General features: G+C 65.5%; 20 protein-coding genes, 1 pseudogene and 1 riboswitch. Of the genes and pseudogenes, 14 read left to right on the forward strand and 7 right to left on the reverse strand.

The features are described from left to right. Window positions 1-159 precede the first annotated feature (159 nt). From G557_RS12925 to G557_RS0109590, 4 genes are all read left to right on the forward strand, one after another. Entirely contained in the window at window positions 160-1,185 is a 1,026-nt protein-coding gene (locus tag G557_RS12925; protein WP_051224977.1) for an amino acid ABC transporter permease, read from the forward strand. Further along, complete coding sequence (locus tag G557_RS0109580) at window positions 1,182-1,985, forward strand: amino acid ABC transporter ATP-binding protein (RefSeq protein WP_051224978.1); 804 nt, start codon at window positions 1,182-1,184, stop codon at window positions 1,983-1,985. The genes G557_RS12925 and G557_RS0109580 overlap by 4 nt, the downstream gene beginning before the upstream one ends. A 77-nt stretch (window positions 1,986-2,062) precedes the next feature. Then, window positions 2,063-3,073 carry a transporter substrate-binding domain-containing protein gene (locus G557_RS0109585; RefSeq protein WP_084627124.1) on the forward strand — a complete coding sequence of 337 codons (1,011 nt, stop codon included), beginning with the start codon at window positions 2,063-2,065 and terminating at the stop codon, window positions 3,071-3,073. Window positions 3,074-3,197: 124 nt separating this feature from the next. Continuing rightward, window positions 3,198-4,199, forward strand: a complete 1,002-nt coding sequence (locus G557_RS0109590; RefSeq protein WP_028245853.1) for a D-cysteine desulfhydrase family protein — start codon at window positions 3,198-3,200, stop codon at window positions 4,197-4,199. A 59-nt stretch (window positions 4,200-4,258) separates the two neighbouring features. Here the strand turns inward: G557_RS0109590 and G557_RS0109595 are convergent, their stop codons facing one another. Then, window positions 4,259-5,638, reverse strand: a complete 1,380-nt coding sequence (locus G557_RS0109595; RefSeq protein ID WP_028245854.1) for a M20/M25/M40 family metallo-hydrolase — start codon at window positions 5,636-5,638, stop codon at window positions 4,259-4,261. A 172-nt stretch (window positions 5,639-5,810) separates the two neighbouring features. On the opposite strand from G557_RS0109595, the gene G557_RS0109600 reads away from it, so the two are divergent. Both G557_RS0109600 and G557_RS0109605 read left to right on the forward strand, forming a co-directional pair. Next, a complete protein-coding gene (locus G557_RS0109600; protein ID WP_028245855.1) occupies window positions 5,811-6,896 on the forward strand; it encodes an LLM class flavin-dependent oxidoreductase in 1,086 nt (361 codons plus the stop codon). Between the two features lie 2 nt (window positions 6,897-6,898). Then, complete coding sequence (locus tag G557_RS0109605) at window positions 6,899-8,257, forward strand: NtaA/DmoA family FMN-dependent monooxygenase (protein ID WP_028245856.1); 1,359 nt, start codon at window positions 6,899-6,901, stop codon at window positions 8,255-8,257. A gap of 87 nt (window positions 8,258-8,344) precedes the next feature. On the opposite strand, the gene G557_RS12930 is transcribed toward G557_RS0109605, so the two are convergent. Beyond that, entirely contained in the window at window positions 8,345-9,031 is a 687-nt protein-coding gene (locus tag G557_RS12930; protein WP_211220546.1) for a GNAT family N-acetyltransferase, read from the reverse strand. A 117-nt stretch (window positions 9,032-9,148) separates the two neighbouring features. Between G557_RS12930 and G557_RS12935 the strand changes: the two genes are divergently transcribed. From G557_RS12935 to G557_RS0109625, 3 genes are read left to right on the forward strand one after another with little or no spacing between them, the layout of a single operon-like run. Further along, on the forward strand, window positions 9,149-11,230 hold the full coding sequence (locus G557_RS12935; protein WP_051224979.1) for an FAD/NAD(P)-binding protein: 2,082 nt from the start codon (window positions 9,149-9,151) through the stop codon (window positions 11,228-11,230). Then, window positions 11,227-12,246, forward strand: coding sequence for an LLM class flavin-dependent oxidoreductase (locus tag G557_RS0109620; protein WP_028245857.1), 1,020 nt, complete (start codon window positions 11,227-11,229; stop codon window positions 12,244-12,246). The genes G557_RS12935 and G557_RS0109620 overlap by 4 nt, the downstream gene beginning before the upstream one ends. Before the next feature lie 46 nt (window positions 12,247-12,292). Further along, window positions 12,293-13,369 (forward strand): aldo/keto reductase, encoded by a 1,077-nt coding sequence (locus G557_RS0109625; RefSeq protein ID WP_028245858.1) that lies wholly within the window; start codon window positions 12,293-12,295, stop codon window positions 13,367-13,369. 10 nt (window positions 13,370-13,379) lie between these two features. On the opposite strand, the gene G557_RS0109630 is transcribed toward G557_RS0109625, so the two are convergent. Together G557_RS0109630 and G557_RS0109635 are read right to left on the reverse strand one after the other, a co-directional pair. After that, window positions 13,380-14,108: a VIT1/CCC1 transporter family protein gene (locus tag G557_RS0109630; RefSeq protein ID WP_028245859.1), complete on the reverse strand. Its 729-nt coding sequence runs from the start codon at window positions 14,106-14,108 to the stop codon at window positions 13,380-13,382. A 232-nt stretch (window positions 14,109-14,340) separates the two neighbouring features. After that, a complete protein-coding gene (locus G557_RS0109635; RefSeq protein WP_425414040.1) occupies window positions 14,341-16,476 on the reverse strand; it encodes a heavy metal translocating P-type ATPase in 2,136 nt (711 codons plus the stop codon). A gap of 177 nt (window positions 16,477-16,653) precedes the next feature. On the opposite strand from G557_RS0109635, the pseudogene G557_RS14035 reads away from it, so the two are divergent. Then, a pseudogene (locus tag G557_RS14035) lies at window positions 16,654-16,770 on the forward strand (YceI family protein); the annotation flags it as partial. Here G557_RS14035 and G557_RS0109645 read toward each other — a convergent pair. Further along, window positions 16,767-17,792 carry a hypothetical protein gene (locus G557_RS0109645; protein WP_028245861.1) on the reverse strand — a complete coding sequence of 342 codons (1,026 nt, stop codon included), beginning with the start codon at window positions 17,790-17,792 and terminating at the stop codon, window positions 16,767-16,769. The pseudogene G557_RS14035 and the gene G557_RS0109645 sit on opposite strands and share 4 nt — an antisense overlap. A gap of 272 nt (window positions 17,793-18,064) precedes the next feature. Here G557_RS0109645 and G557_RS12940 point away from each other — a divergent pair, with 272 nt between their 5' ends. Next, window positions 18,065-20,263: an ATP-dependent Clp protease ATP-binding subunit gene (locus G557_RS12940; RefSeq protein WP_051224980.1), complete on the forward strand. Its 2,199-nt coding sequence runs from the start codon at window positions 18,065-18,067 to the stop codon at window positions 20,261-20,263. Here the strand turns inward: G557_RS12940 and thiC are convergent. Both thiC and G557_RS0109660 read right to left on the reverse strand, forming a co-directional pair. Continuing rightward, the gene (thiC, locus tag G557_RS12945; RefSeq protein WP_036962065.1) at window positions 20,235-22,031 is read right to left on the reverse strand and encodes a phosphomethylpyrimidine synthase ThiC; all 1,797 of its coding nucleotides are present in this window, start codon (window positions 22,029-22,031) and stop codon (window positions 20,235-20,237) included. The two genes, G557_RS12940 and thiC, sit on opposite strands and share 29 nt — an antisense overlap. Continuing rightward, window positions 22,029-22,138: riboswitch (TPP riboswitch) on the reverse strand. Its footprint overlaps the gene before it by 3 nt. A 25-nt stretch (window positions 22,139-22,163) precedes the next feature. Next, a complete protein-coding gene (locus G557_RS0109660; protein ID WP_028245862.1) occupies window positions 22,164-23,201 on the reverse strand; it encodes an alpha/beta hydrolase in 1,038 nt (345 codons plus the stop codon). 85 nt (window positions 23,202-23,286) lie between these two features. Between G557_RS0109660 and lipB the strand changes: the two genes are divergently transcribed. The 3 genes from lipB to G557_RS0109675 all read left to right on the forward strand — a co-directional run bounded on the left by lipB (window position 23,287) and on the right by G557_RS0109675 (window position 26,127). After that, window positions 23,287-23,952 carry a lipoyl(octanoyl) transferase LipB gene (gene lipB / locus G557_RS0109665; protein ID WP_245542797.1) on the forward strand — a complete coding sequence of 222 codons (666 nt, stop codon included), beginning with the start codon at window positions 23,287-23,289 and terminating at the stop codon, window positions 23,950-23,952. A 257-nt stretch (window positions 23,953-24,209) separates the two neighbouring features. Next, window positions 24,210-25,199 carry a lipoyl synthase gene (lipA, locus tag G557_RS0109670; protein ID WP_211220558.1) on the forward strand — a complete coding sequence of 330 codons (990 nt, stop codon included), beginning with the start codon at window positions 24,210-24,212 and terminating at the stop codon, window positions 25,197-25,199. 7 nt (window positions 25,200-25,206) lie between these two features. Continuing rightward, on the forward strand, window positions 25,207-26,127 hold the full coding sequence (locus tag G557_RS0109675; protein ID WP_028245865.1) for an AEC family transporter: 921 nt from the start codon (window positions 25,207-25,209) through the stop codon (window positions 26,125-26,127). The last annotated feature ends 130 nt before the right edge of the window (window positions 26,128-26,257 follow it).

Here is a 26,257-nt window from a genome sequence, read left to right on the forward strand (position 1 = left end):
TCACAGACGGTAATACGAAGAAATGCAGTGAGAGAAAACGACGATCCATTGGACACCCATGCCAGCATGAACGACGTCAAAACATCGACTGCTGCCAGAGACAGCTGCCGCACAGGGCGAGCAGCGAGGGCTCACGAGATGAGCGGAGAGGGGCACAACATGACTGTTGTCGAAGAGAGCGCGGTTCGGGTGGCCAAAGGTGCCACCTCTGTCGAACCCGAAGAAACTGATGATCAGGTGCGACCACTGCGCGTAGTCCCGATCCGGCACTGGGGGCGCTGGATTCTCTCGGCGCTGATCCTGTTCGTCGTCGCACAGTTCGTGTGGTCGCTGTTCACAAACTCGCGGTACGGCTGGAACATCGTCGGCGAGTACTTCTTCGACCCCTTCGTGTTGCAGGGGTTGAGACTGACGCTCTTGCTGACGCTCATCTCGATCATTGGTGGGTTCGTCCTCGGTACGGTGCTTGCGGTATTCCGGCTCAGCGGTTCGCCGCTGCTGAATGCCGCGGCATGGTGGTACATCTGGTTCTTCCGCTCCGTGCCGCTGCTCGTGCAGATCCTCGTGTGGTACAACTTGGGCTACCTCTACCCCACGCTGGGGCTGGGCACGCCATTCACCAACGATTTCTGGCTGGTGGAGTTTCCAACCACGACCCTGCTGACGGCCTTCGCGGCCGTGGCAATCGGTCTGACGCTGCATCAGGCGGCATACTCAGCTGAGATCATCCGTGGTGGCATCCTCTCTGTCGATCATGGCCAGAAAGAGGCAGCAGCAGCGCTCGGCATTCCACGCAGCGTGCGCTTCTTCCGCATTGTTCTGCCACAGGCGGCCAGAGCCATTCTCCCCGCAGCGTTCAACGAGTTAATCGGTCAGGTTAAAGGCACGTCGGTGGCGTTCGTGGTCGCTCTGCCTGAGCTGTTCTACAGCGTGCAGGTGATCTACGGGCGCAACCAGCGGGTGATTCCGCTGCTGCTGGTGGCCGTCGTCTGGTATGCGATCATCACGACAGTGCTGTCGATCTTCCAGTTCTACATCGAGCGGCACTTCTCGAAGGGCAGTCTGCGTGAGCTGCCACCGACACCACTGCAGCGCGCCCGCACACAGTTGGTGGCGCTGTGGCACAGGCTTGGCGACGATTCCGCGAAGTCCGCGACTGAGGTGAAGGGACAGGTGCAGGCATGAGCACGGTGGCAATCGAACGCGACGGCGAACAGACACAGACGGTCGGTCTGGTCGAGGTCAGCCATGTGAGCAAGTCCTATGGTGCTGTGGAGGTATTGCACGACGTCTCACTGACGGTGCACCCCGGCGAGACGGTGGCCCTGATCGGCCCCTCCGGGTCGGGCAAGTCGACGCTGCTGCGCACCATCAACCATTTGGAGACGGTCGACAGCGGAGCAGTGACGGTCGATGGCCAGTACATCGGCTATGAGCGCCGGGGTGATCGCCTGTATGAAGTGCCAGAGCGCGAAGTTCTGCGGCGTCGCACGCAAGTGGGCATTGTCTTTCAGCAGTTCAATCTGTTTCCCAACCTGACCGTGCTTGAGAACATCACGTTGGCTCCGGTCTCACTCGGCCGGGCATCAGCCGAGCAGGCCGCGGCCCAGGCACGCGAGCAGTTGGCTCGGGTGGGTCTCGCTGACAAAGCCGACCGGTACCCGAGTCAGCTCTCTGGAGGGCAGCAGCAACGCGTGGCGATCGCCCGGGCGCTGGTGCTCAAACCCAAAGTGCTGCTGTTCGACGAACCGACCAGTGCACTCGACCCAGAGCTGGTCGGAGAGGTGCTCGATGTGATTCGCGTTCTGGCCAGACAGGGCACAACGCTGATCATTGTCACCCACGAGATCGGCTTCGCCAGAGAAATCGCAGACCGTGTGGCCTTTCTCGAAGACGGCCGCATTCTCGAGATCGGCACACCAGAACAGGTCCTGGTACATCCGACGAATCAACGAACCAAGGAATTCGTCGATCGGGTGCTCTGACCCCGCGACCCGGCGGAGCATGCGCGTCGAGTTGAACAGACCATCACAGAAAACCATTGAAGGAAAGCAGGAACTACATGGCAATCACAAAGAAGCAGGGAGGCTTGATCGTCGCAGCGGTTGCGGTCGTGGCCTTGGCCACTGGCGGTATCTGGGCCGGCGTGAAAGGGTTCGGCGGGAGTTCTGGCGAAAGTACGGAGTCACAAGTAGCCAGTGCGGTCTCGTTCGACCTCACCTCGCAGAACGCAGCCGACCGACCGCACATTGATGCGGTACCCGAGGCTGTCGAGGCGCTCAAAGAGAGTGGGTTCACGCCCATTGAAGCCGGCAAGCTGACCGTCGTCGGCACGGCTGGCTCAGGCGGGGCTCCGCTGGGCCTGTTCGCCTCCGACGACAACTCCACCCGAATCGGCAGCGAGGCGGATTTCGGCGCGCTGATCGCGGAGGGCCTCGGGCTTGAGTACCAGCAGGCGGTGACCTCTTGGTCAGACTGGCCACTGGGCATCCAGTCTGGCAAGTATGACTTGGTCACCTCGAATGTCACGGTGACTGAAGAGCGCAAAGAGCTCTACGACTTTGCCACCTATCGTGTCGATCTGCTGGGCTTTTATGTGAAGTCTGACAGCTCGATCTCCAGCATCCAGTCGGCCGAGGACGTCTCGGGCCTGAAGATCATCGTCGGTTCTGGCACGAACCAAGAGAAGGTGCTGCTGAGCTGGAATCAGACGCTCGAAAGCGAGGGCAAAGACCCTGCCGAACTGGTCTATTACGACGACGACTCGGCAGCAACGCTGGCGATTCAGTCAGGTCGTGCCGACGCGACGTTCGGCCCCAATGCTACGGGCGCGTTCAAGGCCGCATCGACCGCTGAGACCAAACTCGTCGGCACCGTCAACGGTGGCTGGCCCGAGACCGCGGAGATCGCTGCGGCCACGAAGAAGGACAACGGGTTGATCAAGGCCGTCAACATCGTGCTGAACAAAGCGATCGAAGAAGGCCAGTACCAGCAGATCCTCGAACGCTGGGGGCTGACAGCAGAGGCCGTCACCGAGTCTCGAATCAACCCGCCGGGGCTTCCCAAGAGCTGATCTCAGACCGCTCGTCGAGTCTCGCCCGCCACGATTGTTCAGAATCCGGCGGGCGAGACTCGACCCGGTTAAACTGCATGCCTGGCGCACACTTCGCCCGCACCAGCCCACAGGAGACTCAACTATGACCACATTGCTCGCCCGTTACGCTCGTCGACCGAGATTCGTGGCTGCGCCCACGCCGCTGCAGCGCCTCGACCGGCTGCGCGACGCACTCGGTGGTGCTGGTCAGGTGCCCGAACTGTGGATCAAACGCGACGACCTCACCGGGCTCGCCGGAGGCGGCAACAAAGCTCGTAAACTCGAATTCCTGCTAGACGACGCCCTCGCACAGGGTGCGGACACCGTGGTTACCATCGGCGCCGTGCAGTCGAACCACGCCCGACAGACCGCTGCCGCCGCCAACCGTGTCGGGCTCGCCGCACATCTGGTGCTCGAGGTGCCCGAGGGTGCCACCGACGAGTACCTGAACAATGGCAACGCACTGCTCGACGATCTGCTCGGCGCCGAGATCACACTGGTGCCAGAGGGCGACGACTCCTCGGCTGCGGCGGATGCCGTGGTCGCCAGGCTCCGATCGGCCGGTCGCGCACCCATACTCATCCCGGTGGGCGGTTCATCGCCCCTGGGCAGCCTCGGATATGTCGAGGCGTTCACTGAGCTGGTCGACAGCGGCCTCGATCTCGATGCCGTGGTGGTGGCCAGCGGAAGTGCCGGCACACAGGCAGGGCTTGTTGTTGGGGCGCAAGTGCATCGGGCATCCACCCGCATTATCGGCGTGACCGTCTCACGCAGCGTTGCCGACCAACAGCCCAAAGTGCTGAGTCTGGTGGAGCAGACCCTGCAGTTGCTTGACGTCGACCCGGGGCAGGCGGCTGCGCGCGTCGAACTCGACGACCGGTTTGTGGGGCCGGGCTATGGTGTGCCCACCGATGAGATGCGTCGGGCAGTGCGACTGTTCGCCGAGACCGAGGGCATTCTGCTTGACCCGGTGTACACCGGCAAGGCCGCTGCGGGCCTGCTGCAATTGGTGCGCGAAGGGGCCTTTGCCGCTGATCAGCGGGTCGCCTTTGTGCACACCGGCGGCACACCGGGGCTCTACGCCTACCGGTCTGCGCTCGTCTGAGTCACGTTGGGCTGGGTGGCCTCACGCAGTGTCGTTGTGGGCTGGTCTAGCGGCGGGCCTCAGTCGACGCGCAGCACCACGTCGGCGAGCGCACCGGCGGTCAGTGCGATCGACTCGAGGTCGACCCGCTCGTTATTGCCGTGCAGGCGCCGACGAAACTCGGCCAGCCCGAGGGCTCTCGAGAACAGCCCGAACCCGTAGACGTGGGTGCCGTTCGGGCGCAGGAATCGTCCGTCGCTGCCGCCCGGGCCGATGACCTGTGCCGGCACGGCGCCCGGGTAGACGCGTTGGAAGGTTTCGGCGATACGTTTGGTCAGCTCGGAGTCTGCCGGCGAGGTGCTGCCGGGCTGAAACCCCACGCCCTCGACGACGACGCTATCGGCCCAAGGCGCCAGAGCTTTGGTGAGAAACGCCTCGACATCTGCGGCTGTCTGCCCGGGCAGCACCCTGATGTCGAGGTCGACGGTCGCGCTGCCGGGAATGACATTGTGTTTGTCGCCTGCGCGCACGATGTTCGGCGACACCGTCATGCGGGTGAGGGCGTGCCCCAGCGGCGCCAGCTCACCGAGTTCGGGAAGCGCCGCGTCGAGGGTGTCGACATCGAGCAGACGGGCTTCGAGATCGGCTTCGAGCTGCAGACCGTGCACCAGGCTGACCCAGTGCGGCAGAATCTGCGGGGGAGCGGGCTCACGCAGCAGGTGCAGCACGATCTCGGCGGCGATTCCGGCAGCGTTGCGCGAGCCCCAAGGCACAGAACCGTGGCCTGGGATGCCGGTGATGCGCAGACGACGCCCGGCCCCGCCCTTCTCTCCGACGCCCAACGTGATGCCCGGATGCGCGCTGTCACGGTCGAGCAGCACGCCGCCCTGCTCAGTGAGCGCGTCGTCTACCGTGAGCAGCTCAGGTCGGTGCTTGGTGATCCACTCGGCGCCCCAAGCGCCGCCGGCCTCTTCGTCGGCCAGTGCCGCGAACAGGAGATCGCCGGCAGGCCGCAGCTCTGGGTGCGCCAGCGCAATACGGAAGACCGTGGCGAACGATGACGTGAGCGTGAGCATGTCGATGGCGCCGCGCCCCCAGACGTGACCGTCGGCGATCTCGGCGGCGAACGGGTCGTGTCGCCACCCTGCGGCATCAGCCGGCACGACGTCGAGATGGCCGAGCAGAGCGAGCGATCGGGCCGTTGGGTTGCTGCCATGCAGCCGCGCGATGATGGATGCCCGGCCCGGTTTGGGCTCGATGATCTCGACGTCGACTTCGGGCAGGTCGAGCAGCTCGCCAAAGAACGCCTGCAGCGTGCGCACGCTGGTGAGCTCGTCGCCCGAGCCGACCGTGCCGTCGTTCACCGCGGCATTGCGAATCAGGCGCTGCAGCAGAGCGGTAGTGTCGGCCGCGAGATCGGCCGCGGCGGGGTGATCGCTGAGAAGAAAAGGCTCCGGCATAGGGTACAACTTACCCTGTGCCGCGTCAGCGGCTGCCGAACGATGCACCGTGTGACGCTCTGTTGCGCAGCAATGCGGCGCTGTGGGGTACTCCGTCTTAGTCTGACTCCGGCTTCTCCAACACTCGTCGGTGAAGCTTCGAACTTCAACACACCTCTGAAGGAGTACCAGCATGGCGACATCGTTCACGCTCGGTCTGCACGTCGACGGCGACGGCTCACATCCCGCCGCCTGGCGCGACGCCCGGCACACGCCAGACCGGCTGTTGGCCGGCGCACACCCGGCGCACGTAGCCTCGCAGGCGCAGAGCGCAGGCTTTTCGTACCTCACGTATGCGGGTTCGCACCTGCCGCCGAGCGACGGCGCCGACGTGCGGGGGCGTTTTGACGCCGTGCAGTCTGCCGCATTCACCGCACCGCTGACTTCGAGCATCGGGCTCATTCCGCAGGTGCCGGTGACCTATATCGAGCCCTTCCACACCGCCACTCAGGTCGCCAGCATCGATTATTCGTCGCATGGTCGTGCCGGCGTGCTGTTCTCCGCCGAGAACTCGGCTGAGGCTGCGGCGCAGTTCGGGCGCGAGGCGCTCACCGCTGACGAGCTCGCTCAAGAGGTCGTCGACGTGGTGGCGGTCAACCGCCTGCTCTGGGACAGCTGGGAAGACGACGCGGTGATTCGCGATCTGCCGACCGGTCGCTTCTTCGACCGCGACAAACTGCACTATGTCGATTTCGCCGGCGCGGGTTTCACCGTGAAGGGGCCGTCCATCATCCCTCGCCCACCGCAGGGGCAACTGCCCGTGCTGGTGCCGGCCGAGCATGCCGCTGGTGTTGACGCCGATGCCGTGCTGGTGCCGGTCTCTGCCGATCTGGCTCAGGCAGCCGAGGCCGCTCGCGCCGACCGCAATGTGCGAGTGATCGCCGACCTTGAGATCGCGCTCGACTCGCGCGGCGAGCTCGGTGCCGACCGACTGGCCCGATTGGATGCCCGCACACCTTGGGCTGCCGGGGCGGCTCAACGATTCACCGGCTCGGCTGACGAGCTGGTCGCTCTGCTCACCGAGCTGTCCGCCACGGTTGACGGCGTGCGCCTCATTCCTGCGAGCCTCGCGATTGATCTCGACGAGCTCGCCTACGCGGTGCTGCCCCAGCTGCTTGCAGCTGGCGTGCTCGTCGCACCTCGCCCCGGGCAGACGCTGCGCGAGACCTTCGGTCTGCCAGTCGCCGCCAACGTGTTCGCCGCAGAAGGAGCCAAGTGACCATGGGTCAGAACAACAGCACACACCAGATTCAGTTCGGCGTCTTCTTTCAGGGCGTCAACTTCTCGACCATCTGGCACTGGCCGCAAAGCGGCGATCAGGTCGCCTTCGAATCGTTCCGTCGGGTGGCGCAGACCGCCGAGCGAGGCCGCTTCGCCGCCGTGTTCGTAGGGGAGGGGCTGCGCCTGCGCGAGCACCTCGGCCGCCTGCACAACCTCGATGTGGCCGGTCGCCCCGACGCACAAACGCTTGACGCGGCACTGGCCGCCGTCACCGAAAAGATCGGCGTGGTCTCGACGCAGAGCACCACCTACAACGACCCGGCAGACCTCGCCTACCGCCTGGCCAGCCTCAACCTGCTCTCTGGCGGCCGCAACGCCTGGAACATCGTCACCACGCACAACGCCTGGACGGGTGAGAACTTCCGTCGCGGCGGCTACGTCAGCGGTGAAGACCGCTACCGTCACGCGGATGCGTTCATTCAGGCGGTCAAGGCCATTTGGCGCAGCTGGGAGACCGGCACGGTTGCTGACTCCGCTGCCGCTGACGACTGGAGCACGGGCATTCCGCAGCACGTCGAGGTGCACAATGAGTTCTACGATCTCGACGTGCGGCGCACTCTGCCGATCACCCCCGGTGGGCGCCCAGTGCTGTTCCAAGCGGGCGACTCCGCTGAGGGGCGCGATCTGGCAGCCAAACACGCCGACGTGATCTTCTCGGCCCACCCCGAGTTCACCGACGCCACCGAGTTCGCCGCGGACATCGCTCGCCGCGTGGAGGCTGCCGGCCGACCCGCCGGAGCGGTCACCGCGTTCCCCGGCAGCACCTTCGTGATCGGCGACACCGATGCCGAGGCACGTGAGAAGTACCGCGAGGTGCGACTCGCGCAGATCACTCCGCAGACAGCGATCGCCTACCTCGAGCAATTCTGGGGGCGTGACCTCAGCGAGTACGATCCCGACGGCCCGCTGCCCGAGCTCGACCCCGCCGTCGAGGTGTCAAACGAGACACGCGGCAGTGGTTTTCAGAATGCCCGGGCCCGCGAGGTGGCCGAGCAGTGGCGCGCGCAGGCGGCTGACAACGGCTGGAGCATCCGCGAGTTCGTGATTCACCACACCGCACGCGGCAACGACGACAACGGATTCGTTGGCAGCGTGCAGACCATCGCCGACAACCTGCAGCGCTACGCCGACACCGGCATCGTCTCGGGCTTTAACATCACGCCGTACCTGACACCCACGGGGCTCGACGAGATCGTCAACCAGCTGGTGCCCGAGCTGCAGAGCCGCGGCATCTACCCGACTGAGTACGCCGGTGACACGCTGCGCGAGCACCTGGGGCTCTCACCCGAGCTGCCGTAACCCAATGTGCCGGTCGGGGGTGAACCTCGACCGGCACTCATCGGCCGCTGCACGCACGCCGTGCCTGAGCCACAGCGAATCGCTCGGTCAGCTGGCGTCGCCGGTGGTGGGCAGATCGTCGAGGCGCACCGTCGGCGCCGGGTGGTACTTGTGAGCCCACTCAATGCGGCGACGCTGGCGCCAGAAGCGCAGACGAGCTCGCAGACCCTTGGGGCGCTGCCGGGCAGCAGTCGGCGTGATGCGCTTCTCGAAGGCGAGGTGCACGACCGTCTCGGGGTCGGCATCCACATCGAACAGCGGGGTGAAGCCCGTGCGCAGATACAGATGCTTGGCCTCGGGCTGGCGCGGGCCGGTGGTCAGGTACACCCTCGAATAGCCGCGTGACGCAGCCTCGTGGTCAAGGGCCGCAAGCACGCGGCGCGAGAGGCCCTGGCGACGGTGTTTCGAGGATGTCCAAATGCGCTTGTACTCGACTGTGCGTTCATCGAGATGCATGAAGGCCCCACCGGCGATGGCCTGGCCGTCGCGCACGATCAACAGGGCGAGCCCGAGCGGCGGCTCGAATACGAAGGGCGGAAACAGCTCGATCTCGCTGGGGGCGTCTTCGGGCTGTTCGAAGCCATCGAAGTCGGCATAGCGCGTGGCGTACTCGTAGTCGAGTTCGTCGAGCAGTGGCTTGGCGAGGTCATCGGCCAGCGACACCACGACCACGCGGTCATTTGTCGACTGGGGGTCAGCAGGGGTAGCACGCACAGAATCGGAGAGATCAGTCATGACAGGAATGCTAGTCAGGGTACGAATCGCGACGTGCGTCATGACGTCACGTTGCACCTGGAATGGTGCCACCGTGTACCCTCACCTAGCCTTGTGCTGTTCTGGAGAGGATCAGGCATGAGCAACACGGCCCGAGTGGTGATCATCGGCGGCGGCCCACGCGGCATTGGCGTGCTTGAGCGGCTGATCGAGAACGCACGCCGAGACGCCCCCGACACTGCACTTGAGGTGCGTCTGATCGACCCGTACCCCGTGGGGCCCGGGCGAGTCTGGCGCCGTGACCAGTCGGGCGAGCTGCGGCTGAACTCGCTGGCCGGTGAGGTCTCGCTGTTCACCGACGTGACGTCGACCATCGACGGGCCGGTGGCCCCCGGGCCGAGCGTGGCCGAGTGGGCCGAACAGGTGCGCACCGGCGTCATAAAGGTGCCCATCGACGATGCCGGGGTCATCGCCGAGATCGAGGCACTGACCCCGCGCAGTTTTCCGACGCGACGCCTGCATAGCCACTACCTCGACTGGTTCACGCAGCGGGCCATCGCCCGTGCGCCAGAGCACTGGCACATCGTCACCCAGACCGGCACGGTCACCGCGGTGCGCGACGCGGCCAACGGCGCAGAGCATCCACTTGAGGTCGACGTGCATGAGAGCGCGAGCGAGGCTGCCACACTGGGGGCCGACGCTGTGATCTATGCCGTGGGGCACGTTGATGCGCAGATCGCGCCGCGGCATCGCGCGATCGCCGAGCAGGCCTCGGCGCTGGGGTTGCGCTATCTGCCCCCGGCCTACGCCTCAGATCTCGACCTGTCGAACATCGATGAACACGACACCGTGCTGTTGCGCGGCAGCGGGCTCAGCTTCGTCGACTTGGTGGTGCGCCTGACCGTCGACCGGGGCGGGCGCTATACGTTCGACCCCGAGGCGCCACTCGGCCACCGCGTGACGTATGCGGCGACGGGGCGTGAGCCGCGCATCCTCACCGGGTCACGGCGCGGGGTGCCGTATCACGCTAAGACCACCTCGCATCTGCAGGGCGAGAACCACGGCTTCGCCACCGAGTTCTTCACTGCCGACTGGCTGCGCGAGTATCTCGACACGCATGAGCAGGTCGATTTCGTCACCGAGGTCTGGCCTGAGATTCAGCACGAGCTTGCCCATGCCTATTACCGGGAGCTGTTCAGCGGGCACCCAGATCGGGTCACCGGCACGTGGGCTGAGCTGCAGCAGCTGTTTGCCGAGGGTGAGCGATTCGACGGGCCGGTGATCGCCGGCTGGCTCGCCGATCACGTCGCCGATGCCGACCGCATCGATTTCGAACGGCTGCAACGGCCGCTGACCGGCATTCACGAGACTGATACCGACCACTTGCAGCAACGGCTGCGCGAGTATCTGCTCGACGATCTGCTGCGCCATGAGAGCGACGAGTACAGCGAGCAGACCGCACTGGTGCAGGCGATTATCGGGGCGACGTTCGTGCTCGGCGAGCAGGTCGCTCACCCCGCCTGGAGCGATGCCACCCGTGTCGAGCAGCTGACCGGCTTCTGGCACAACCTCTTCAGCTTCATCGCCAGTGGCCCACCCGGAGAGCGCCTCGAACTGCTGATCGCTCTGGTCGATGCCGGCGTGCTCGAGTTCTTAGGCGTGCTCGGCGAGGTCGAGCTCACCGACTCGGGCTATGTGGTGCACAGCGAGACGCTCGGCGACACGCGCACCGCCAGCGTGCTGGTCGAGGCCTACCAGCCGCAGTGCTCGGTGTCGGCCTCGGCCAACCCCGCACTGACCGACCTGCACCTGAGCGGGCAGGGGCACGAGCGCGCGTTCGGCGAACCCGATCGGCTCCGCACCAACGGCAAGCTCGTGGTGCAGCCGGGCACCCTGCACGTGGTCGCAGTCGACGGCACCGTGCTGCCGAGGCGCTGGGCCAGCGGCGAGTTCACTGACGGTGGTCGCTCGGCGGCGTTCGCCAGACCCGGCACCAACGCGCTGACCTTTCGGCTCAACGACCGGTTGGCCCGCGAGGTGCTCACAACGGTGGGGCTTCTCGAGGGTACGGTGGATGCCGAGGGCGGCCGGGCTGCCGACCTCCCGCTGGTCGACATCGGGCCCGCGGCCATCGATGCGGTGGCAGCTCGCGAGGCGCTCGCGGCCACCGCGGCACATGACGGGCATCAGGCCAGAGAGAAAGAGAGCATCCGCTCATGACTGATAACCTTCCGCTGCGACGCCTGGGCTTTCTCACCCTCGGGCTGTTCGACGAGCACGATCCGCGCGGCGGGCACGAGACCACACTCGAGGTGATCGAACGCGGCGAGCGGCTGGGCTATGACTCGGCCTGGCTGCGACAGCGGCACCTGCAATACGGCATCTCTTCGCCAGTGGCGGTGTTGGCTGCGGCCAGCCAGCGCACCTCGCGAATCGATTTGGGCACTGCCGTGATTCCCCTTGGCGTCGAGAATCCGCTGCGCCTAGCCGAAGATCTGGCCACGGTCGATGTGCTCTCGGGCGGTCGTCTCAACCCCGGGGTGAGCGTGGGCACACCGTTTCACTACGACGACTGGAAGCATGCCCTGTACCCCGAGAGCTTCGATACCGAAGACTTCAGCTACCGACGGGTCGAACGCCTGATCGAAGCAGTGCGCGGCGATAGGGTCAGCGACTTCGCCGGAGCCGACGGCATCGTCGAAGAGTTCTCTGACCGGGTGCAGCCGCATGCCGAGGGTCTGGTCGATCGCCTCTGGTACGGCGCCGGCTCTGAGCGCTCGGTACGCTGGACCGCCGAACACGGGCTCAACCTGCTCACCTCCAGCGTGATCAGCGGAGAGCTCGGTGACGACTTCGACGAGAACCAAGCCCATCAGATTCAGGTGTACCGAGACGCGTATCAGGGCGCTGGAACGCCACGGGTGTCACAGGGCCTGGTGGTCATCCCGACCGACAGCGCCACCGGCGACCAGGTGCGCAAATACGAGGCCTACGTCGAGAAGCGACTGCCGCGCACGCAGGTGGGGCACGGCCCCAAGAACACGCTGTTCTCGCGCGACTTCGTCGGCACTTCTGCGCAGATCGCCGAGCAGCTTGCCGAGCTTGAGGCCTTCCGGCTGATCGATGAGGTGGCCTTCGCGCTGCCGTTCAGCTTCGAGCAGGCCGACTACGACCAGATTATCGAAGACATTGCCGGCGAACTCGGCCCCAAGCTCGGCTGGAGCCCTTCGGCCTGAGCCGAACCGGGCATCCACCACGCCAACCAAGAGAACGGAACACCTGATGAGCGAGCAGACACTGCCCACGGTCGAGCTGGGCGACGGGCTGACCACCACTGTGCAGGGCTACGGGGCCATGAGCCTGAGCGACGCCTACGGAGCCATCGACGACGAACAGGCGTGGCATACCCTGCAGCATGCCGTTGCGCAGGGCGTCACCTATCTCGACAGTGCCAACATCTATGGCGACGGGCGCAGCGAGCGCACCATTTCACGGCTGTTCGCCGGGGCCGGGGCGCGCGTGCGCGACTCGGTGCAGGTTGCCAGCAAGGTCGGCATTCTGCGGGTCGGCGGGGCCGGCAGTCGCAGTGTGCGCGGCGATCGCGCGTATGTGCGCGAGCAGATCGACGGCACGCTGGTGCGGCTCGGCACTGACCACGTCGACCTGTACTACCAGCACCGGGTTGACCCCGAGGTGCCGATCGAAGAGACCGTAGGCGCCATTGCCGAGCTGGTGACCGAGGGCAAGGTGCGCCACATTGGGCTGAGCGAGCCCACCGGAGACGAGATCCGCCGCGCTGCGCAGGTGGCACCGATCGCTGCAGTGCAGACCGAATACAGTATCTTTGCGCGTGACGTGGAGCACTTCGTGCTGCCAGCGGTGCGAGAGGTTGGTGCGGGGTTCGTGCCGTACTCGCCGCTGAGTCGCGGTCTGCTGACCGATGACTGGCGCACCCTCGACAACGCGGCACCGAATGTGCGCGCGATCTTTCCGCGACTCGGTGGTGAGAACCTCGCCATCAATCAGGGGCTGGTGCAGATCGTGGCCGATGTGGCCGCGGAGGTCACCCGCGCTCGCGGTGTTGAGGCCAGTGCGCCGGTGTCTGCTGGTCGGGTGAGCGTGGCGCAGGTGGCCTTGGCGTGGCTGTACGCCAAGGCGCGTGAGCTCGATGTGCGCATCTCGCCGATTCCGGGCACGCGCAGCCCCGAGCGCATCGATGAGAATCTCGGTGCCTTAGACGTGGTGCTCGACGCCGACCAGCTGCGCAGGCTCGACGCGCTGGCCGCGCAGGTGGCTGGGCCGCGATCGGCCAACCCGGGCTGGACATCCCAAGGTCGCGAAGGCCTGGGCAACGACTGATTGCCCGGGGTCAGACGCCCACGGCTGAGCCGAACAGGGCACCCACCGCATACGTGACGGCCATGGTGAGCATGCCCATGCCGACGTTGCGGGCGATCGCTTTGCCGAGGGCTGCCTTACCCAGGGCGGCGCTGACCCAGCCCGTCAGCAGCAGGCCGACGGCCACCGCAGCTACGACGAGCCAGACGCGGGTAGCGGCGTCGACGGGCAGCAGCACGACGCCCATCGGCAACAGCGCCCCGGCAGTGAAGGCGATCATCGACGAGAGTGCCGCAGCCCAGGGGTTGGTGAGTGCATCGGGGTCGATGCCGAGTTCGGCGTCGGCATGTGCACGCAGGGCATCGTGTTTGGTGAGGTCGCGTGCGACCAGTTGTGCAACTTCAGGAGTGACGCCGCGCTGCACGTAGAGGTCGGCGAGCTCGTCGAACTCCTCGTGCGGCATGGTTTTGAGCTCCCAGCGCTCTTTCTCGAGCAGGGCCTTCTCGGTGTCGCGCTGGGTGCTCACCGAGACGTATTCACCACCGGCCATCGAAAAGGCACCGGCCACCCAAGCGGCGAGTCCGGCCGTGATGATCGCGATGAGATTTGTGGTGGCACCGGCCACGCCGATGACCACGCCCGCCACCGAGACGATGCCGTCGTTGGCACCGAGCACGCCGGCGCGCAGCCAGTTGAGCTTAGCCCCGACCTCTTCGAGATGCTCTTCGCCCTCGTGTGCGGGTCGTGCGTTGTCTGCCATGGTCATCTCTCTGCGAGCCATTCGGTGATGCTCGCACCGTTCGCACTGTGCCGACTGTTGGGGCAGCGGCGCTTGGGGCACAAGCTCGTTGCAGAGATCATAGCCAGTGGCTGTGGGCGACGTCGAATCAGCGGGGTGGCCACGGCCACCGAGTGTGCAGAAGAGCGGCCTACGTGCCACGGGGTAGGCCGCTCTTCTACGCACTCGATGTGCTGGGGAGGCCCAGGTGGGATCAGTCGCGCGGGCGCAGATCGACCCGCCGTAGCAGCTGTGCATTGAGTGCGACCACCACGGTCGACGCCGACATCAGCAGTGCACCGACCGACATCGGCAGCACGAACCCGATGGGTGCCAGCACTCCGGCTGCCAGCGGCACCGAGATCAGGTTGTATCCGGCAGCCCACCACAGGTTCTGCCGCATCTTGCGATACGTGGCCTCAGACAGTGTGCGCACCGCGATCACACCGCGCGGGTCGTCGCTGGCCAGGATGACTCCGGCCGATGCGATGGCCACATCTGTTCCGGCCCCGATCGCGATGCCCACATTCGCCGCGGCCAGCGCAGGAGCGTCATTCACGCCGTCACCGACCATCGCCACCTGGCGGCCCTCTCGCTGCAGCTGAGCAACCTTCTTGGCCTTCTGCTCGGGCCGCACCCCAGCGAACACGCGATCGATGCCGAGCTCGGCGGCCACGGCGTCCGCCACCGGTTTCGCGTCACCGGTGATCATCACTACCTGCACGCCCTCTTCGTGCAGCTGTCGCACAGCGGCGCGAGATTCGGGCCGGATGCCGTCGGCCAGCTGCAGCACCCCGATCACCGTGTCTTCGTCGAGCACGTGCAGCACTGTGCCCGCAGCACCCCACGTGGTGGCCTCGGGCAACGGCTCGGCATGGTGCTGTTCAAGCAGCAGCGGGCCGCCCACGCTGATGCGATGCGGTGTGCCGCCAACAGTCACCGTGGCCACCACGCCCACTGCCGGTGACGAGCTGAACTGATCTGCTGTGGGCACGTCGAGCCCACGGGCATGCGCTGCAGCCACGATTGCGCAAGCCAGCGGGTGCTCCGAGTCGGACTCGGCTGCGGCAGCCAAAGCGAGCACGGCATCCTGCGCCGTCGTGCCGGCAGGGGCGTCGAACCCGGGGGCAGCGGCCAAAGCCGTGACCGTCGGCTCGCCCTTGGTGAGCGTGCCGGTCTTGTCGAACAGCACAGTGTCGACCGTGCGCATCGCCTCGAGTGCGAGCCGGTCAGAGATGAGCACGCCACTGCGGGCTGCGCGCTCGGTGGCAATCGACACCACCAGCGGAATGGCCAGCCCGAGCGCGTGCGGGCAGGCGATCACCAGTACGCTGATCGTGCGCACGATGGCCTGGTCGGGCTGACCGACCAGCGACCAAATCAGTGCCGTGAGTGCGGCGGCGCCGAGCGCGAACCAGAACAGCCAGCCGGCGGCGCGGTCGGCCAGCCGCTGCGTGCGAGATGTCGATGACTGCGCTTCGGCGACCAGACGGCGGATGCCCGCGAGGGTCGTGTCTTCGCCGACGGCCGTGACCTGTGCGTGCACTCCGGAGTCAGTGGCGACGGTGCCGGCCACGAGGTGGTCGCCGGAGGTGCGCCGAACGGTGGCCGACTCGCCGGTGATCATGCTCTCGTCGATGGCGGCCGAGCCCTCGACGACCGTGGCATCGGCCGGCACGCGCCCGCCCGGGCGAATCACTACGATGTCGCCGACGCGAAGGTCACCGGGCGCGACCCGCTCGACGGTGTCGCCGGTGACGCGCTCTGCTTCGTCGGGAAGCAGCGCGGCGAGAGTGTCGAGCACCGAGGAGGTCTGGGCCAGTGACCGCATCTCGATCCAGTGGCCGAGCAGCATGATCACGATGAGCAGCGCGAGCTCCCACCAGAAGTCGAGCTGATCGTCAAGCAGGTGCAGGGCCGACAGCCATGAAGAGACGAAGGCAACGGTGATGGCCAGCCCGATCAGCAGCATCATGCCGGGCTGTCGGCTGCGGATCTCGCTGACGGCGCCGGTCAGAAACGGGCGGCCGCCCCAGACGTACATGACCGTGCCGAGCACAGGGGTCACCCAGCTCAGCCAGGTCTGCTCGGGCAGCGAGTAGCCGACGATCATGGCGAACATGTGCGAGAGCGCGACCACCGGAATCGACAGCGCCAGCATGATCCAAAACAGCTGGCGAAAGCGTGCGACATGCGCGTGCATGTCGTGGCCGGAGTGGCCCGTCATGTCGTGGCCCGACATCTGCATACCAGGCATCTGCATGCCGGGCATGTTCGCCATGTCGTGGTGGCTATGGTCGCTGTGGCTGTGCTCGTGGTTCATGTGCATCTGCTCGGGGTCGCTGCTCATAGGTCGAGCATATACCCGGGTGGGGTATAGGTCCACCCCTGCGGAGGCTTCTGTGGACACCCTCGTGCACCATGGCGCGCACAGGCAGGCCACAGCCTCGACCAATATGTTTCGCGACAACGAATGGATGCGCGGGTCGCGCGGCACGACGGACGCCGCAGCCCCAGCCGAGGCCGCGCCGGGTCGATCCCCATCACGTTTGCCGACTTCGGCGTGACCGCCCCGAGCCTGGGCTTCGTCTCAGTCGAAGATCACGGCGAGGTGGAGTTTCTGCTGAACCTTGCTCAGGCCTAGGCGCGGGCGCGGGCGCGGTGACGCCGAATCGTCACAATCACTCGAGCGACGAGGGCAACGACGGCCGCAGCGATGCCCCCGACGGTCAGCCAGGTCAGCAGCTGCTCGGTCAACCGTGTGACGATCACCTCGCTGGCGTCGCCCAGCTGGGTCTCGAGCCTGCGGGCGGTGAGCCACGTGCCAGCGCGACCGAGAGCAAAGGTGGCGACGAGTGTGACTACGGTCCAGGCGGCCCAGCGGCTGAGCGCGAGCCATTTGTCGCGCACAGCGAGCAGCACGCCGAGCACCAAGCTCAGTGCTGTGACGATGATCAGTGGCACGCCGGCAGCATCGATAAGCTGCACCGGAGCTGAGGCTTGGGCAATGCCTGTCTCAGGGCCGACGGCAACGGTGATGTCGATGTCGCCCGAGGGCAGCAGCGCGGCCAACGTGCTGCGGTTAGCGGTGAGCTGGTCGCGCACCGCTTCGGCGAGACCACCCAGTTGAATGCCGAGTGCACCGTTCGCGTGGGGCTCGCTCTGCCCGCGCAGCTCGGCGAGGTTCTGCGTCAGCGAGTCAGAGAGCACCTGTCGCCAGATGCGCTGCGTGGTGTCTGCATCGAGTGCCGCGTTCACCGCATCTGAGGTGATCGTGAACACTTGGTTGTGTACGTCTTGCAGAGTGGCTGAAGAATCAAGCCCCAGAAGTGCAGCGAGTGCCCGGAACTGCAGAGTGCCAGCCTCTGGAATCTCCACTTTCGAGAGCATCGCATTGCCGGTGCGGGTTGCCAGCATGGTGCGCACTGCCGGGTCGTTGATCAGGTCGGCGTTGTCGGCCACGAAAGTGTCGGTGTCGAGCACGTGGGTCTGCAGCCAGGCCGCGGTGATCGACGCTGGGGCGCCGAAGGCGGCGATCACCAGCAGGATCGCCGAGAGCACCTGCCGCAGCCGCTGTACGGGTGAGACCGGCGGCTTCTCAGAATTGGCGCTGGCCGTCTCCAGAAGCTCGTCGATGCCGACCTCTCGATCGGTGCGTCGTGACATGCGCTGCTCCAGACTCTTCGGTGGATGTGCGAGCCCTCGGCTGGGTCGCTGGTCTGAGGCCAACTCTAATGTGCATCCTTGCCCCGGCCAACCGGGTGTGGGAACTGAGTGGCATTGTGCGCTGTGACAATTTTCAGCTGCGAAATGAAGTTGAGCGGAATAGACTCAAGTTGTCCGATGTTCGATTGGTTGTGAACTTGACGTCGTGGGCCTGAGAACCCCACGGCGGTGCAGACGAGACGACAGGGCTCGCTGCACGAGAGGAGACAGACATGGCACAGCAGCCACAGGGGCGTCAGCCCAACCAAGAAGAAGAGAAGTCCGCGCTCGAGCAGTACGGTACTGATCTCACTGAGATCGCGAAGGAGGGCAAGCTCGACCCGGTGATCGGTCGTGATGCTGAGATCCGTCGGGTCTCGCAGGTACTCACTCGCCGCACCAAGAACAACCCGGTGCTCATCGGTGAGCCCGGCGTCGGCAAGACCGCAGTGGTCGAGGGTCTGGCGCAGCGCATCGTGAAGGGCGACGTGCCCGACTCGTTGAAGGGCAAACGACTGATCTCGCTTGACCTTGGCGCGCTGGTCGCCGGGGCGAAATACCGCGGTGAGTTCGAGGAGCGCCTGAAGAAGGTACTCAAAGAGATCAAAGACAGTGATGGGGGGGTTGTCACCTTCATTGATGAGATTCATACGTTGGTGGGAGCAGGGGCTGGCGACGGTCAAGATGCGGCCAACATGCTCAAGCCGATGCTGGCCCGTGGTGAGCTGCGCTTGATCGGCGCCACTACGCTCAATGAATACCGCGAGTACATCGAGAAAGACTCGGCCCTCGAACGCCGCTTTCAGCAGGTGTATGTCGGTGAACCGAGCGTCGAAGACACGGTGTCCATCCTGCGTGGCCTGAAAGACACCTACGTGAACTTCCACGGTGTGCGCATCACCGACGGGGCGCTGGTCGCCGCCGCGCAGCTGTCGAACCGCTACATTCCCGATCGTCAGCTGCCAGATAAGGCCATCGACCTGATCGACGAAGCTGCCTCGCGTCTGAAGATGGAGCAGGAGTCGAACCCCGAAGAGATCGACGCGCTCAATCGTGAACTCGTTCGGCTGAACATCGCCGAGGTCTCACTGCGCAAGGAGAAAGACCCGGCCAGTCAAGAGCGGCTGAAAAAGGTCACCGAAGATAAGGCGAAGGTCGAGAAAGACCTCGCCGAGCTGCAGAAGCGCTGGGAGAAAGAGCGCCAGGTCTTCCAAGGGGCAAAGCAGCTGCGTGAGCAGAAAGCCGACATCGAGCAGCAGATCGAACGCACGCTCAATGAGCAGCAGTCCACTGGGTCCAATGATCCGTCGATCTGGAAACGTCTCGCTGAGCTCGAGGGCAAGCGCAAGGCTGTCGAGGCGAGCTTGGCACAAGCCGAAACAGCTGAGCAGACGGCTGACGAAAAGGGCGAGCGCATGGTGAGCACTGAGGTCACCGAAGACGACATCGCCGAGGTGGTGGCCGCCTGGACAGGCATCCCTGTGGGCAAGCTGTTGCAGGGCGAGAGCGAGAAGCTGCTGAACCTTGAGGCCGAGTTGGGCAAGCGTCTGATCGGTCAGAAAGAGGCCGTCAAAGCTGTCGCTGAGGCGGTTCGGCGCACGCGTGCCGGCATCGCCGACCCCAACCGCCCGACCGGTTCGTTCCTGTTCTTGGGCCCCACCGGCGTCGGCAAGACCGAGCTGGCGAAGGCGCTCGCCGAGTTCCTCTTCGACGACGAGCGTGCCATGGTGCGCATCGACATGTCAGAGTATGGCGAGAAGCACACCGTCTCACGGCTGGTCGGTGCCCCTCCGGGGTACGTCGGCTACGAACAGGGCGGGCAGCTGACCGAAGCCGTGCGGCGTCGCCCTTACTCGGTGGTGCTACTCGACGAGGTCGAGAAGGCGCACCCCGATGTGTTCGACATCCTGCTGCAGGTGCTCGACGACGGCCGTCTGACCGATGGGCAGGGGCGCACGGTCGACTTCCGCAACACGATTCTGATTCTGACGTCGAACCTCGGCAGCCAGTTCTTGATCGATCCGGGCATCAAACCTGAGGCCAAACGCGAGCATGTGCTCGAGGTAGTGCACCAGACGTTCAAGCCCGAGTTCTTGAACCGGCTCGACGACATCGTCGTGTTCAACGCGCTGACCAAGCCCGAGCTCACGCAGATCGTCGACCTGTACATTCAGCGGCTGGGGCACCGCCTCGCGTCTCGGCGACTGCAGCTGGCAGTCACGTCAGACGCCAAGGCCTGGCTGGCAGACAAGGGCTACGACCCGGTGTATGGTGCCAGGCCGCTGCGTCGCCTGGTTCAGCGTGAGATCGACGATCGACTGGCCAGCAAGCTGCTCTCTGGCGAGATTCACGACGGCGAGAGCGTACGGGTCACGGTTGACCCCGACGGCGATGGCCTTGAGGTCAACGCTGACGGAGTGGTGGAGCAATAACCGGATCGGGCAGGTAGACGCTGCCTCCGCTGGCGGTGAACTCGGCGCTCTTGAGCGCCATGCCGGCGATGGCCGCCTGAGCATCCGCGTCGCCATAGGCGTCGCGGATGTCCTGCGAGATGCGCATCGAACAGAACTTCGGTCCGCACATCGAGCAGAAGTGGGCGGTCTTCGCCGGCTCTGCCGGCAGCGTCTCGTCATGAAAGCGCTCGGCCGTCTCCGGGTCGAGACCCAGCGCGAATTGGTCGCGCCACCGAAACTCAAAGCGAGCCTTGGACAACGCATCGTCCCGACGCTGCGCACTCGGATGTCCTTTCGCCAGATCTGCCGCATGTGCCGCGATCTTGTAGGTGATCACCCCCGTTTTCACGTCATCGCGGTCGGGCAGCCCGAGGTGCTCTTTGGGAGTGACGTAGCAGAGCATTGCGGTGCCATAACGGGCGATCTCGGTGGCGCCGATCGCTGAGGTGATGTGGTCGTAGCCAGGTGCGATATCGGTGACCAGCGGCCCCAGCGTATAGAAGGGTGCACCATCGCACAGGCGCTGCTGGCGTTCGACGTTCTCGCGCACCAGATGCAGCGGGATGTGCCCCGGGCCTTCGACCATCACCTGCACGTCATACTCCCATGCGCGGTGGGTGAGCTCGGCGAGCGTGTCGAGCTCGGCGAACTGTGCCGCGTCGTTGGCATCGGCAATCGAACCCGGGCGCAGCCCGTCACCCAGCGAGAACGCCACGTCGTATTGTGCGAAGATCTCGCACAGTTCGTCGAAGTGCGTGTACAAGAAGTTCTCCTGATGGTGTGCCAGACACCATCCGGCGAGAATTGACCCGCCGCGCGAGACGATGCCAGTGACACGGTCGGCGGTCAGCGGCACATAGCGCAGTAGCACCCCGGCATGTACGGTCATGTAGTCGACTCCCTGTTCGCACTGTTCGATCACGGTGTCGCGATAGATCTCCCAAGTGAGTGCCTGGGCATCGCCGTGCACTTTCTCGAGCGCCTGATAGATGGGCACGGTGCCGATTGGAATGGGCGCGTTGCGCAGAATCCACTCGCGCGTGGTGTGAATATCGTCGCCGGTTGACAGATCCATCAGCGTGTCGGCGCCCCACTTGGCAGCCCACTGCAACTTGGCCACCTCTTCGGCGATCGAGCTGGTCACTGCCGAGTTGCCGATGTTGGCGTTGATTTTCACCGAGAAGGCTCGGCCGATGATCATCGGCTCGCTCTCGGGGTGATTGATGTTGTTGGGGATGATCGCGCGCCCGCTGGCCAGCTCGCTGCGCACGAGTTCGACGTCGCAGCCCTCGCGCAGCGCGACGAAGCGCATTTCGGGGGTGATTTCACCGCGTCGGGCATAGTGCATCTGCGTGACAGTGTGGCCGGGCTTCGCTCGCAGTGGCTGATGCGTGCGACCGTGCCACTGCAGCGAGGGGGAACCTCTGCGCACAGCAGATCGGCCGTCGTCGACCAGCTGACTGCCGTGCTCGACATGCGGCTCGACGTCACCGCGTGCGTCGATCCAGGGCTGACGCTGTGGTGCGAGACCTACCTCGGGCACGCTGCCGGGGCCCGCCGTGCGGTAGACGTCGAGTGGTGCGTTCGGTCTGCCCTGGGCATCGTCGCTCAGTGTGATGCGGGTGACCGGAACGCGGATGCCGTGCTGGGCATCCTCAAGCCAAGCCAGTGAGTGCGCCTCGTGCTGGCGCAGGCTGGCCGGGTCGGTGGTGTCGGTTGGTGTGTGTTGTTGAGTGCGCGCAGACATGCGTCGATCCTCACTTCCTCCGCCGGTATGAGCCGGATCAGGTTCGACGGTCCCGGGCGAAGTCAGCCCGGTCTCAGCTCCTTGGGGGAGCACCCGTGTGGTCTGGATCAGTGTATCGCAGCCGACGACCGACTACGGTCGGGTGGTTGCGGCGTAGCCGGTCGCCCAGCGTTCGATCGCGGCAAACGCGCGGTCGCGCACGCTGCGACGCGAGAGAAACACATCGTGCACGGCGTCGTCGACGCGGGTGACGGTGACCTCGTGGCCCAGACGCAGCGCTCGCCGGGCCACGTCTTCGACGTTGATCACGCAGTCGCTGTGGCGCATCGACTCACGCCACGTCGACGAGAGCGTGCTGGTTGACGACAGCAGCGTGAGAATGGGCGCCTGCACGTCGAGCCCCTCGGCTACGCGTCGATGCCCTGCGAGCACTGCCGACAGCCACACCGAGGGCACGCCGAAGCCCCGGTTGCGTCGCCACGTTTCGTTGTAGTGCCACTCGCCGTCGAACTCGTCGCTCACCGTGCGGGCATAAAAGCCCAGATCAATGCTCGGCAGGGTGAACGAGGGATCGACGCGTGTCTGCAGATCGAGCACCGGGGCGAGCACCTGGCGACCGACGGCGCGGGCCTGCAGCTCGAGCCAGGGGCTGTTGAGCAGCAGCGCCTGTGCCCGGCCCGGGTGCCGATCGGCCCACAGGCTCAGCACCAGACCGCCAGTGGAATGCCCGAACAGGGCCAGGCGTCGCCCGGCCAGTGCCGATGTGTCACGAGCCATGGCAGTCAGAGCCGCCTCAATGTCACGGTCGTATTCGTCGAGGTTGGTGATCAGCCCCGGGGTCTGTCCCTCGCGCAGGCTGCGGCCGTATTTGCGCAGATCGAGTGCGTAGAAACGCGCTCCGCGCTCGGTGAACCACTGCGCCACATGTGCTTGAAAGAAGTAGTCGTTCCAGCCGTGCACGTAGAGCACATCCCAGCCCTCGAACGCTTCGCGAGGATGGCGAGGGTACGGCAGACGCCGAATGATCGCGGCAGTCTCGCGCGGGTGGTGACGCACCAGAGTGGCCACCACGTCGCCCTCAGCATCCACCCCGAGTGGCAGGGTGAGAGCCTGAAAGTCTGGTCCCAGCACATCGGGCTGCCAGTCGTCGGTGTTGCGTGGCGAGCTCATGTTGTCGATTATCGCAGGAAGCATCCTCGGAAAACCGTGCGTCATGCGCACTTGGGCGGTCGGTGCGGTGCACTAGTGTGTCAGTGTGACTGCGACGACCACAACAAGCGTGCCCATCCGGGTGCTGGGGCTGGCCCCCGACCTGGTCGACTACCGCGAGGCCCTGCAGCTGCAGGAGCGCACCGAGGCCCAAGTCAAGGCCGGGGAGTCTCACGGAGCCGTCTACCTGCTCGAACACCCGGCGGTCTACACTGCCGGGCGACGCGCCGACCCCGCCGAATACCCCACCGACGGCACCCCGGTGGTGCCGATCAACCGCGGTGGCAAGGTGACTTGGCACGGGCCGGGCCAGCTCATTGGCTACCCGGTGTTCGAGCTGCGCGAGCATCTGCGTCTGGTGCCATATGTGCGGGCCGTCGAGCAGGTGCTCATCGACACGCTCGGCGAGCTCGGCGTCACCGCCTTCCGCGTTGAAGGGCGCTCCGGCGCCTGGGTCGACACCGGGCTGGTGCAGCCCGAAAAGATCGCCCAGATCGGCATTCACGCCTCCCGCGGCGTCACCACGCACGGGTTCTCACTCAACTGCAGTACCGACAATGAGGTGTTCCACAGCTTCATTCCATGCGGCATCACCGACGCCGGGGTCACCAGCATCTCGCAGGTGCTCGGCCGCACCGTCACCCCGGCAGATGTCGTGCCCATTGTCACCCCGCATCTCGAGCGTCTGATCCAGGAGGTCGCCGTCTCATGACTCCCGCGCTGCCCGAACACGTTGCTCAGCTAATGGCTGGCGGCGTCGACTCCGCCGCGGGCTGTGCCTGCGGTGGGTCGCACGAGCCCGGCACCGGCCACGGCTTCGCCACCCACGCGGCTGGGGCCTGCGGATGCGGTGGGCACGCGGGTGGGGCATCCACCGGGCCTGCGGCCCTCGGCATGCCGACCATGCCGTCGAAGCAGCAGAACACCGCACGACCCGGCGGGCCGTCACGCGGCAACCTGCGGCAGTTTATGGCGAGCCCCGATCGCAAGCTGCGGCGCGTCGAGCAGCGCAACGCTGAGACCCCCATCGAGAAGAAGCCCGGTTGGATTCGCACCCTGGCCAAGCAGGGGCCTGAATACAAAGAGCTGCACGGGTTGGTCAAAGACGAGGGGCTGCACACCGTCTGTCAAGAGGCCGGCTGCCCCAACATCTACGAGTGCTGGGAAGACCGCGAAGCCACGTTCTTGATCGGTGGTGCGATCTGCACGCGTCGCTGCGACTTCTGCGACATCATCTCGGGCAAACCCGAGCCGCTCGACATGGATGAGCCGCGGCGCGTCGGCGAATCGGTCGCACGCATGGGGCTGCGCTACGCAACCATCACCGGGGTCACCCGCGATGATCTGCCCGACGATGGAGCGTGGCTGTATGCCGAGACGATTCGGCAGATTCATCAGCAGAACCCGGGCACTGGCGTCGAGGTGCTCGCCGACGATCTGCGCGGCATTCCCGAGCGGCTGCAGCTGATCTTTGACGCGCAGCCCGAGGTGTTCGCCCACAATCTCGAGACGGTGCCGCGTATTTTCAAGAGTATTCGTCCGGCGTTCCGCTATGAGCGCTCGCTCGACGTGCTGACGCAGGCCCGCGCGGCCGGCATGATCACCAAGTCGAACCTCATTCTCGGCATGGGCGAGACCCGCGAAGAGATCTCGCAGGCACTGCACGACCTGTTCGACGCTGGCACCGACATCATCACGATCACGCAGTATCTGCGCCCGTCGAAGCTGCATCATCCCATCGATCGCTGGGTCAAGCCCGAAGAGTTCGTCGAGCTCAAGGCCGAGGCCGAGCAGATCGGCTTCCCGGGGGTGCTCGCCGGGCCGCTGGTGCGCTCGTCGTACCGCGCAGGGCGACTGTGGGCATCCACCATGCAAAAGCGCGGGCGCGACATTCCGCCGCATCTGCAGCATCTGGCCGATGCCGCGGCGCAGCCCGGCGGCTTCCGTCAGGCCGTCTGAGCCGGCGATGAGCGGAGTCTTCGTCGGCTTCGGCGTCATCGCGATCATAATCGCGGTCGGCTTCGGTCTCGGTCGAGGCGGCGTGTTGGGGCCGGATGCCCGACCGGTGCTGTCGAAGCTGATCTTCTACGTTGCACAGCCGGCACTGTTGTTCAGCCTGATCGTCAAGTCGCAGCCGCAGGATCTGCTCACTCCCGCGCTCGGCGTGCAGATCATTTCGGTGGCTGCGGCGATCGTGGTCTATCTGGTGGTCGTGCTGCCGATCTGGCGGCCTGCGGGCGGCGAGACCATCATCGGGGTGATGTCGGCGTCATATGTCAACATCGGCAACTTGGGTATTCCGATCGCGGTATATGCGCTCGGCGACTCATCGCAGATCGCGCCGATCATGCTCTTTCAGATGGCGCTTTACACGCCGATCGCGATGATCTGCCTCGACATCGCCGACGGCGGGGGCGCGGGCCTGTGGCCGACGCTGCGGCATGTGCTGCTGAACCCGGTGCTGATCGCCAGTGTCGTCGCCATCGCGGTGGTGGTCATCGGTGTGCCGGTACCTGAGGTGGTCTACGAGCCCATTCATCTGATCGCCGGCATCTCGGTGCCGACCATGCTGATCAACTTCGGCATGTCGCTGGCTGCCAAACGCCCGTTCTCGGCCGGCAGCCCGATCGGCCGCATTTCGGTTGCCGTGCTGGTCAAGAGCTTTGTGCAGCCGGCATTCGCCTGGGTGATTGCCACCCAGCTGTTCGGGCTCACCGGTCATGCACTCATGGTGGCGGTGGTGATGGCTGCGCTGCCCACGGCGCAGAACACCTACAACTACGCGACGCAGTACGGGGTTGGGCAGACACTGGCCCGAGACACGGCCTTCACCAGCACACTGCTGTCGGTGCCGGTGGTGGCAACGATCGTGGCGCTGCTGTACTGAGAGGGGGCCGTTTTCACCCCGCTGTGCACAATTTCGCGCGCGAAGCGTGCTGTCCTGTGCCCGTTTTCACCCCGCTGCGCACGTTTTCACGAGATTGACGTGGTCAGCGGCGATATCGTGCACGTTTGGG

Source organism: Pseudoclavibacter soli DSM 23366 (assembly GCF_000423505.1).
Classification (GTDB): Bacteria; Actinomycetota; Actinomycetes; order Actinomycetales; family Microbacteriaceae; genus Pseudoclavibacter_A; species Pseudoclavibacter_A soli.

Excerpts from the sequence above, each read along its gene's own strand:
- G557_RS12930 (WP_211220546.1), bottom strand. The coding sequence starts at position 9,031 with ATGACTGATCTCTCCGATTCTGTGCGTGCTACCCCTGCTGACCCCCAG.
- G557_RS12925 (WP_051224977.1), top strand. The coding sequence starts at position 160 with ATGACTGTTGTCGAAGAGAGCGCGGTTCGGGTGGCCAAAGGTGCCACC.
- G557_RS0109590 (WP_028245853.1), top strand. The coding sequence starts at position 3,198 with ATGACCACATTGCTCGCCCGTTACGCTCGTCGACCGAGATTCGTGGCT.
- G557_RS0109580 (WP_051224978.1), top strand. The coding sequence starts at position 1,182 with ATGAGCACGGTGGCAATCGAACGCGACGGCGAACAGACACAGACGGTC.
- G557_RS0109635 (WP_425414040.1), bottom strand. The coding sequence starts at position 16,476 with ATGAGCAGCGACCCCGAGCAGATGCACATGAACCACGAGCACAGCCAC.
- G557_RS0109620 (WP_028245857.1), top strand. The coding sequence starts at position 11,227 with ATGACTGATAACCTTCCGCTGCGACGCCTGGGCTTTCTCACCCTCGGG.
- G557_RS0109645 (WP_028245861.1), bottom strand. The coding sequence starts at position 17,792 with ATGTCACGACGCACCGATCGAGAGGTCGGCATCGACGAGCTTCTGGAG.
- G557_RS0109605 (WP_028245856.1), top strand. The coding sequence starts at position 6,899 with ATGGGTCAGAACAACAGCACACACCAGATTCAGTTCGGCGTCTTCTTT.
- G557_RS0109600 (WP_028245855.1), top strand. The coding sequence starts at position 5,811 with ATGGCGACATCGTTCACGCTCGGTCTGCACGTCGACGGCGACGGCTCA.
- G557_RS12935 (WP_051224979.1), top strand. The coding sequence starts at position 9,149 with ATGAGCAACACGGCCCGAGTGGTGATCATCGGCGGCGGCCCACGCGGC.
- thiC (WP_036962065.1), bottom strand. The coding sequence starts at position 22,031 with ATGTCTGCGCGCACTCAACAACACACACCAACCGACACCACCGACCCG.
- G557_RS0109675 (WP_028245865.1), top strand. The coding sequence starts at position 25,207 with ATGAGCGGAGTCTTCGTCGGCTTCGGCGTCATCGCGATCATAATCGCG.
- G557_RS0109660 (WP_028245862.1), bottom strand. The coding sequence starts at position 23,201 with ATGAGCTCGCCACGCAACACCGACGACTGGCAGCCCGATGTGCTGGGA.
- lipA (WP_211220558.1), top strand. The coding sequence starts at position 24,210 with ATGGCGAGCCCCGATCGCAAGCTGCGGCGCGTCGAGCAGCGCAACGCT.
- G557_RS0109630 (WP_028245859.1), bottom strand. The coding sequence starts at position 14,108 with ATGGCAGACAACGCACGACCCGCACACGAGGGCGAAGAGCATCTCGAA.
- G557_RS0109585 (WP_084627124.1), top strand. The coding sequence starts at position 2,063 with ATGGCAATCACAAAGAAGCAGGGAGGCTTGATCGTCGCAGCGGTTGCG.
- G557_RS0109625 (WP_028245858.1), top strand. The coding sequence starts at position 12,293 with ATGAGCGAGCAGACACTGCCCACGGTCGAGCTGGGCGACGGGCTGACC.
- G557_RS12940 (WP_051224980.1), top strand. The coding sequence starts at position 18,065 with ATGGCACAGCAGCCACAGGGGCGTCAGCCCAACCAAGAAGAAGAGAAG.
- G557_RS0109595 (WP_028245854.1), bottom strand. The coding sequence starts at position 5,638 with ATGCCGGAGCCTTTTCTTCTCAGCGATCACCCCGCCGCGGCCGATCTC.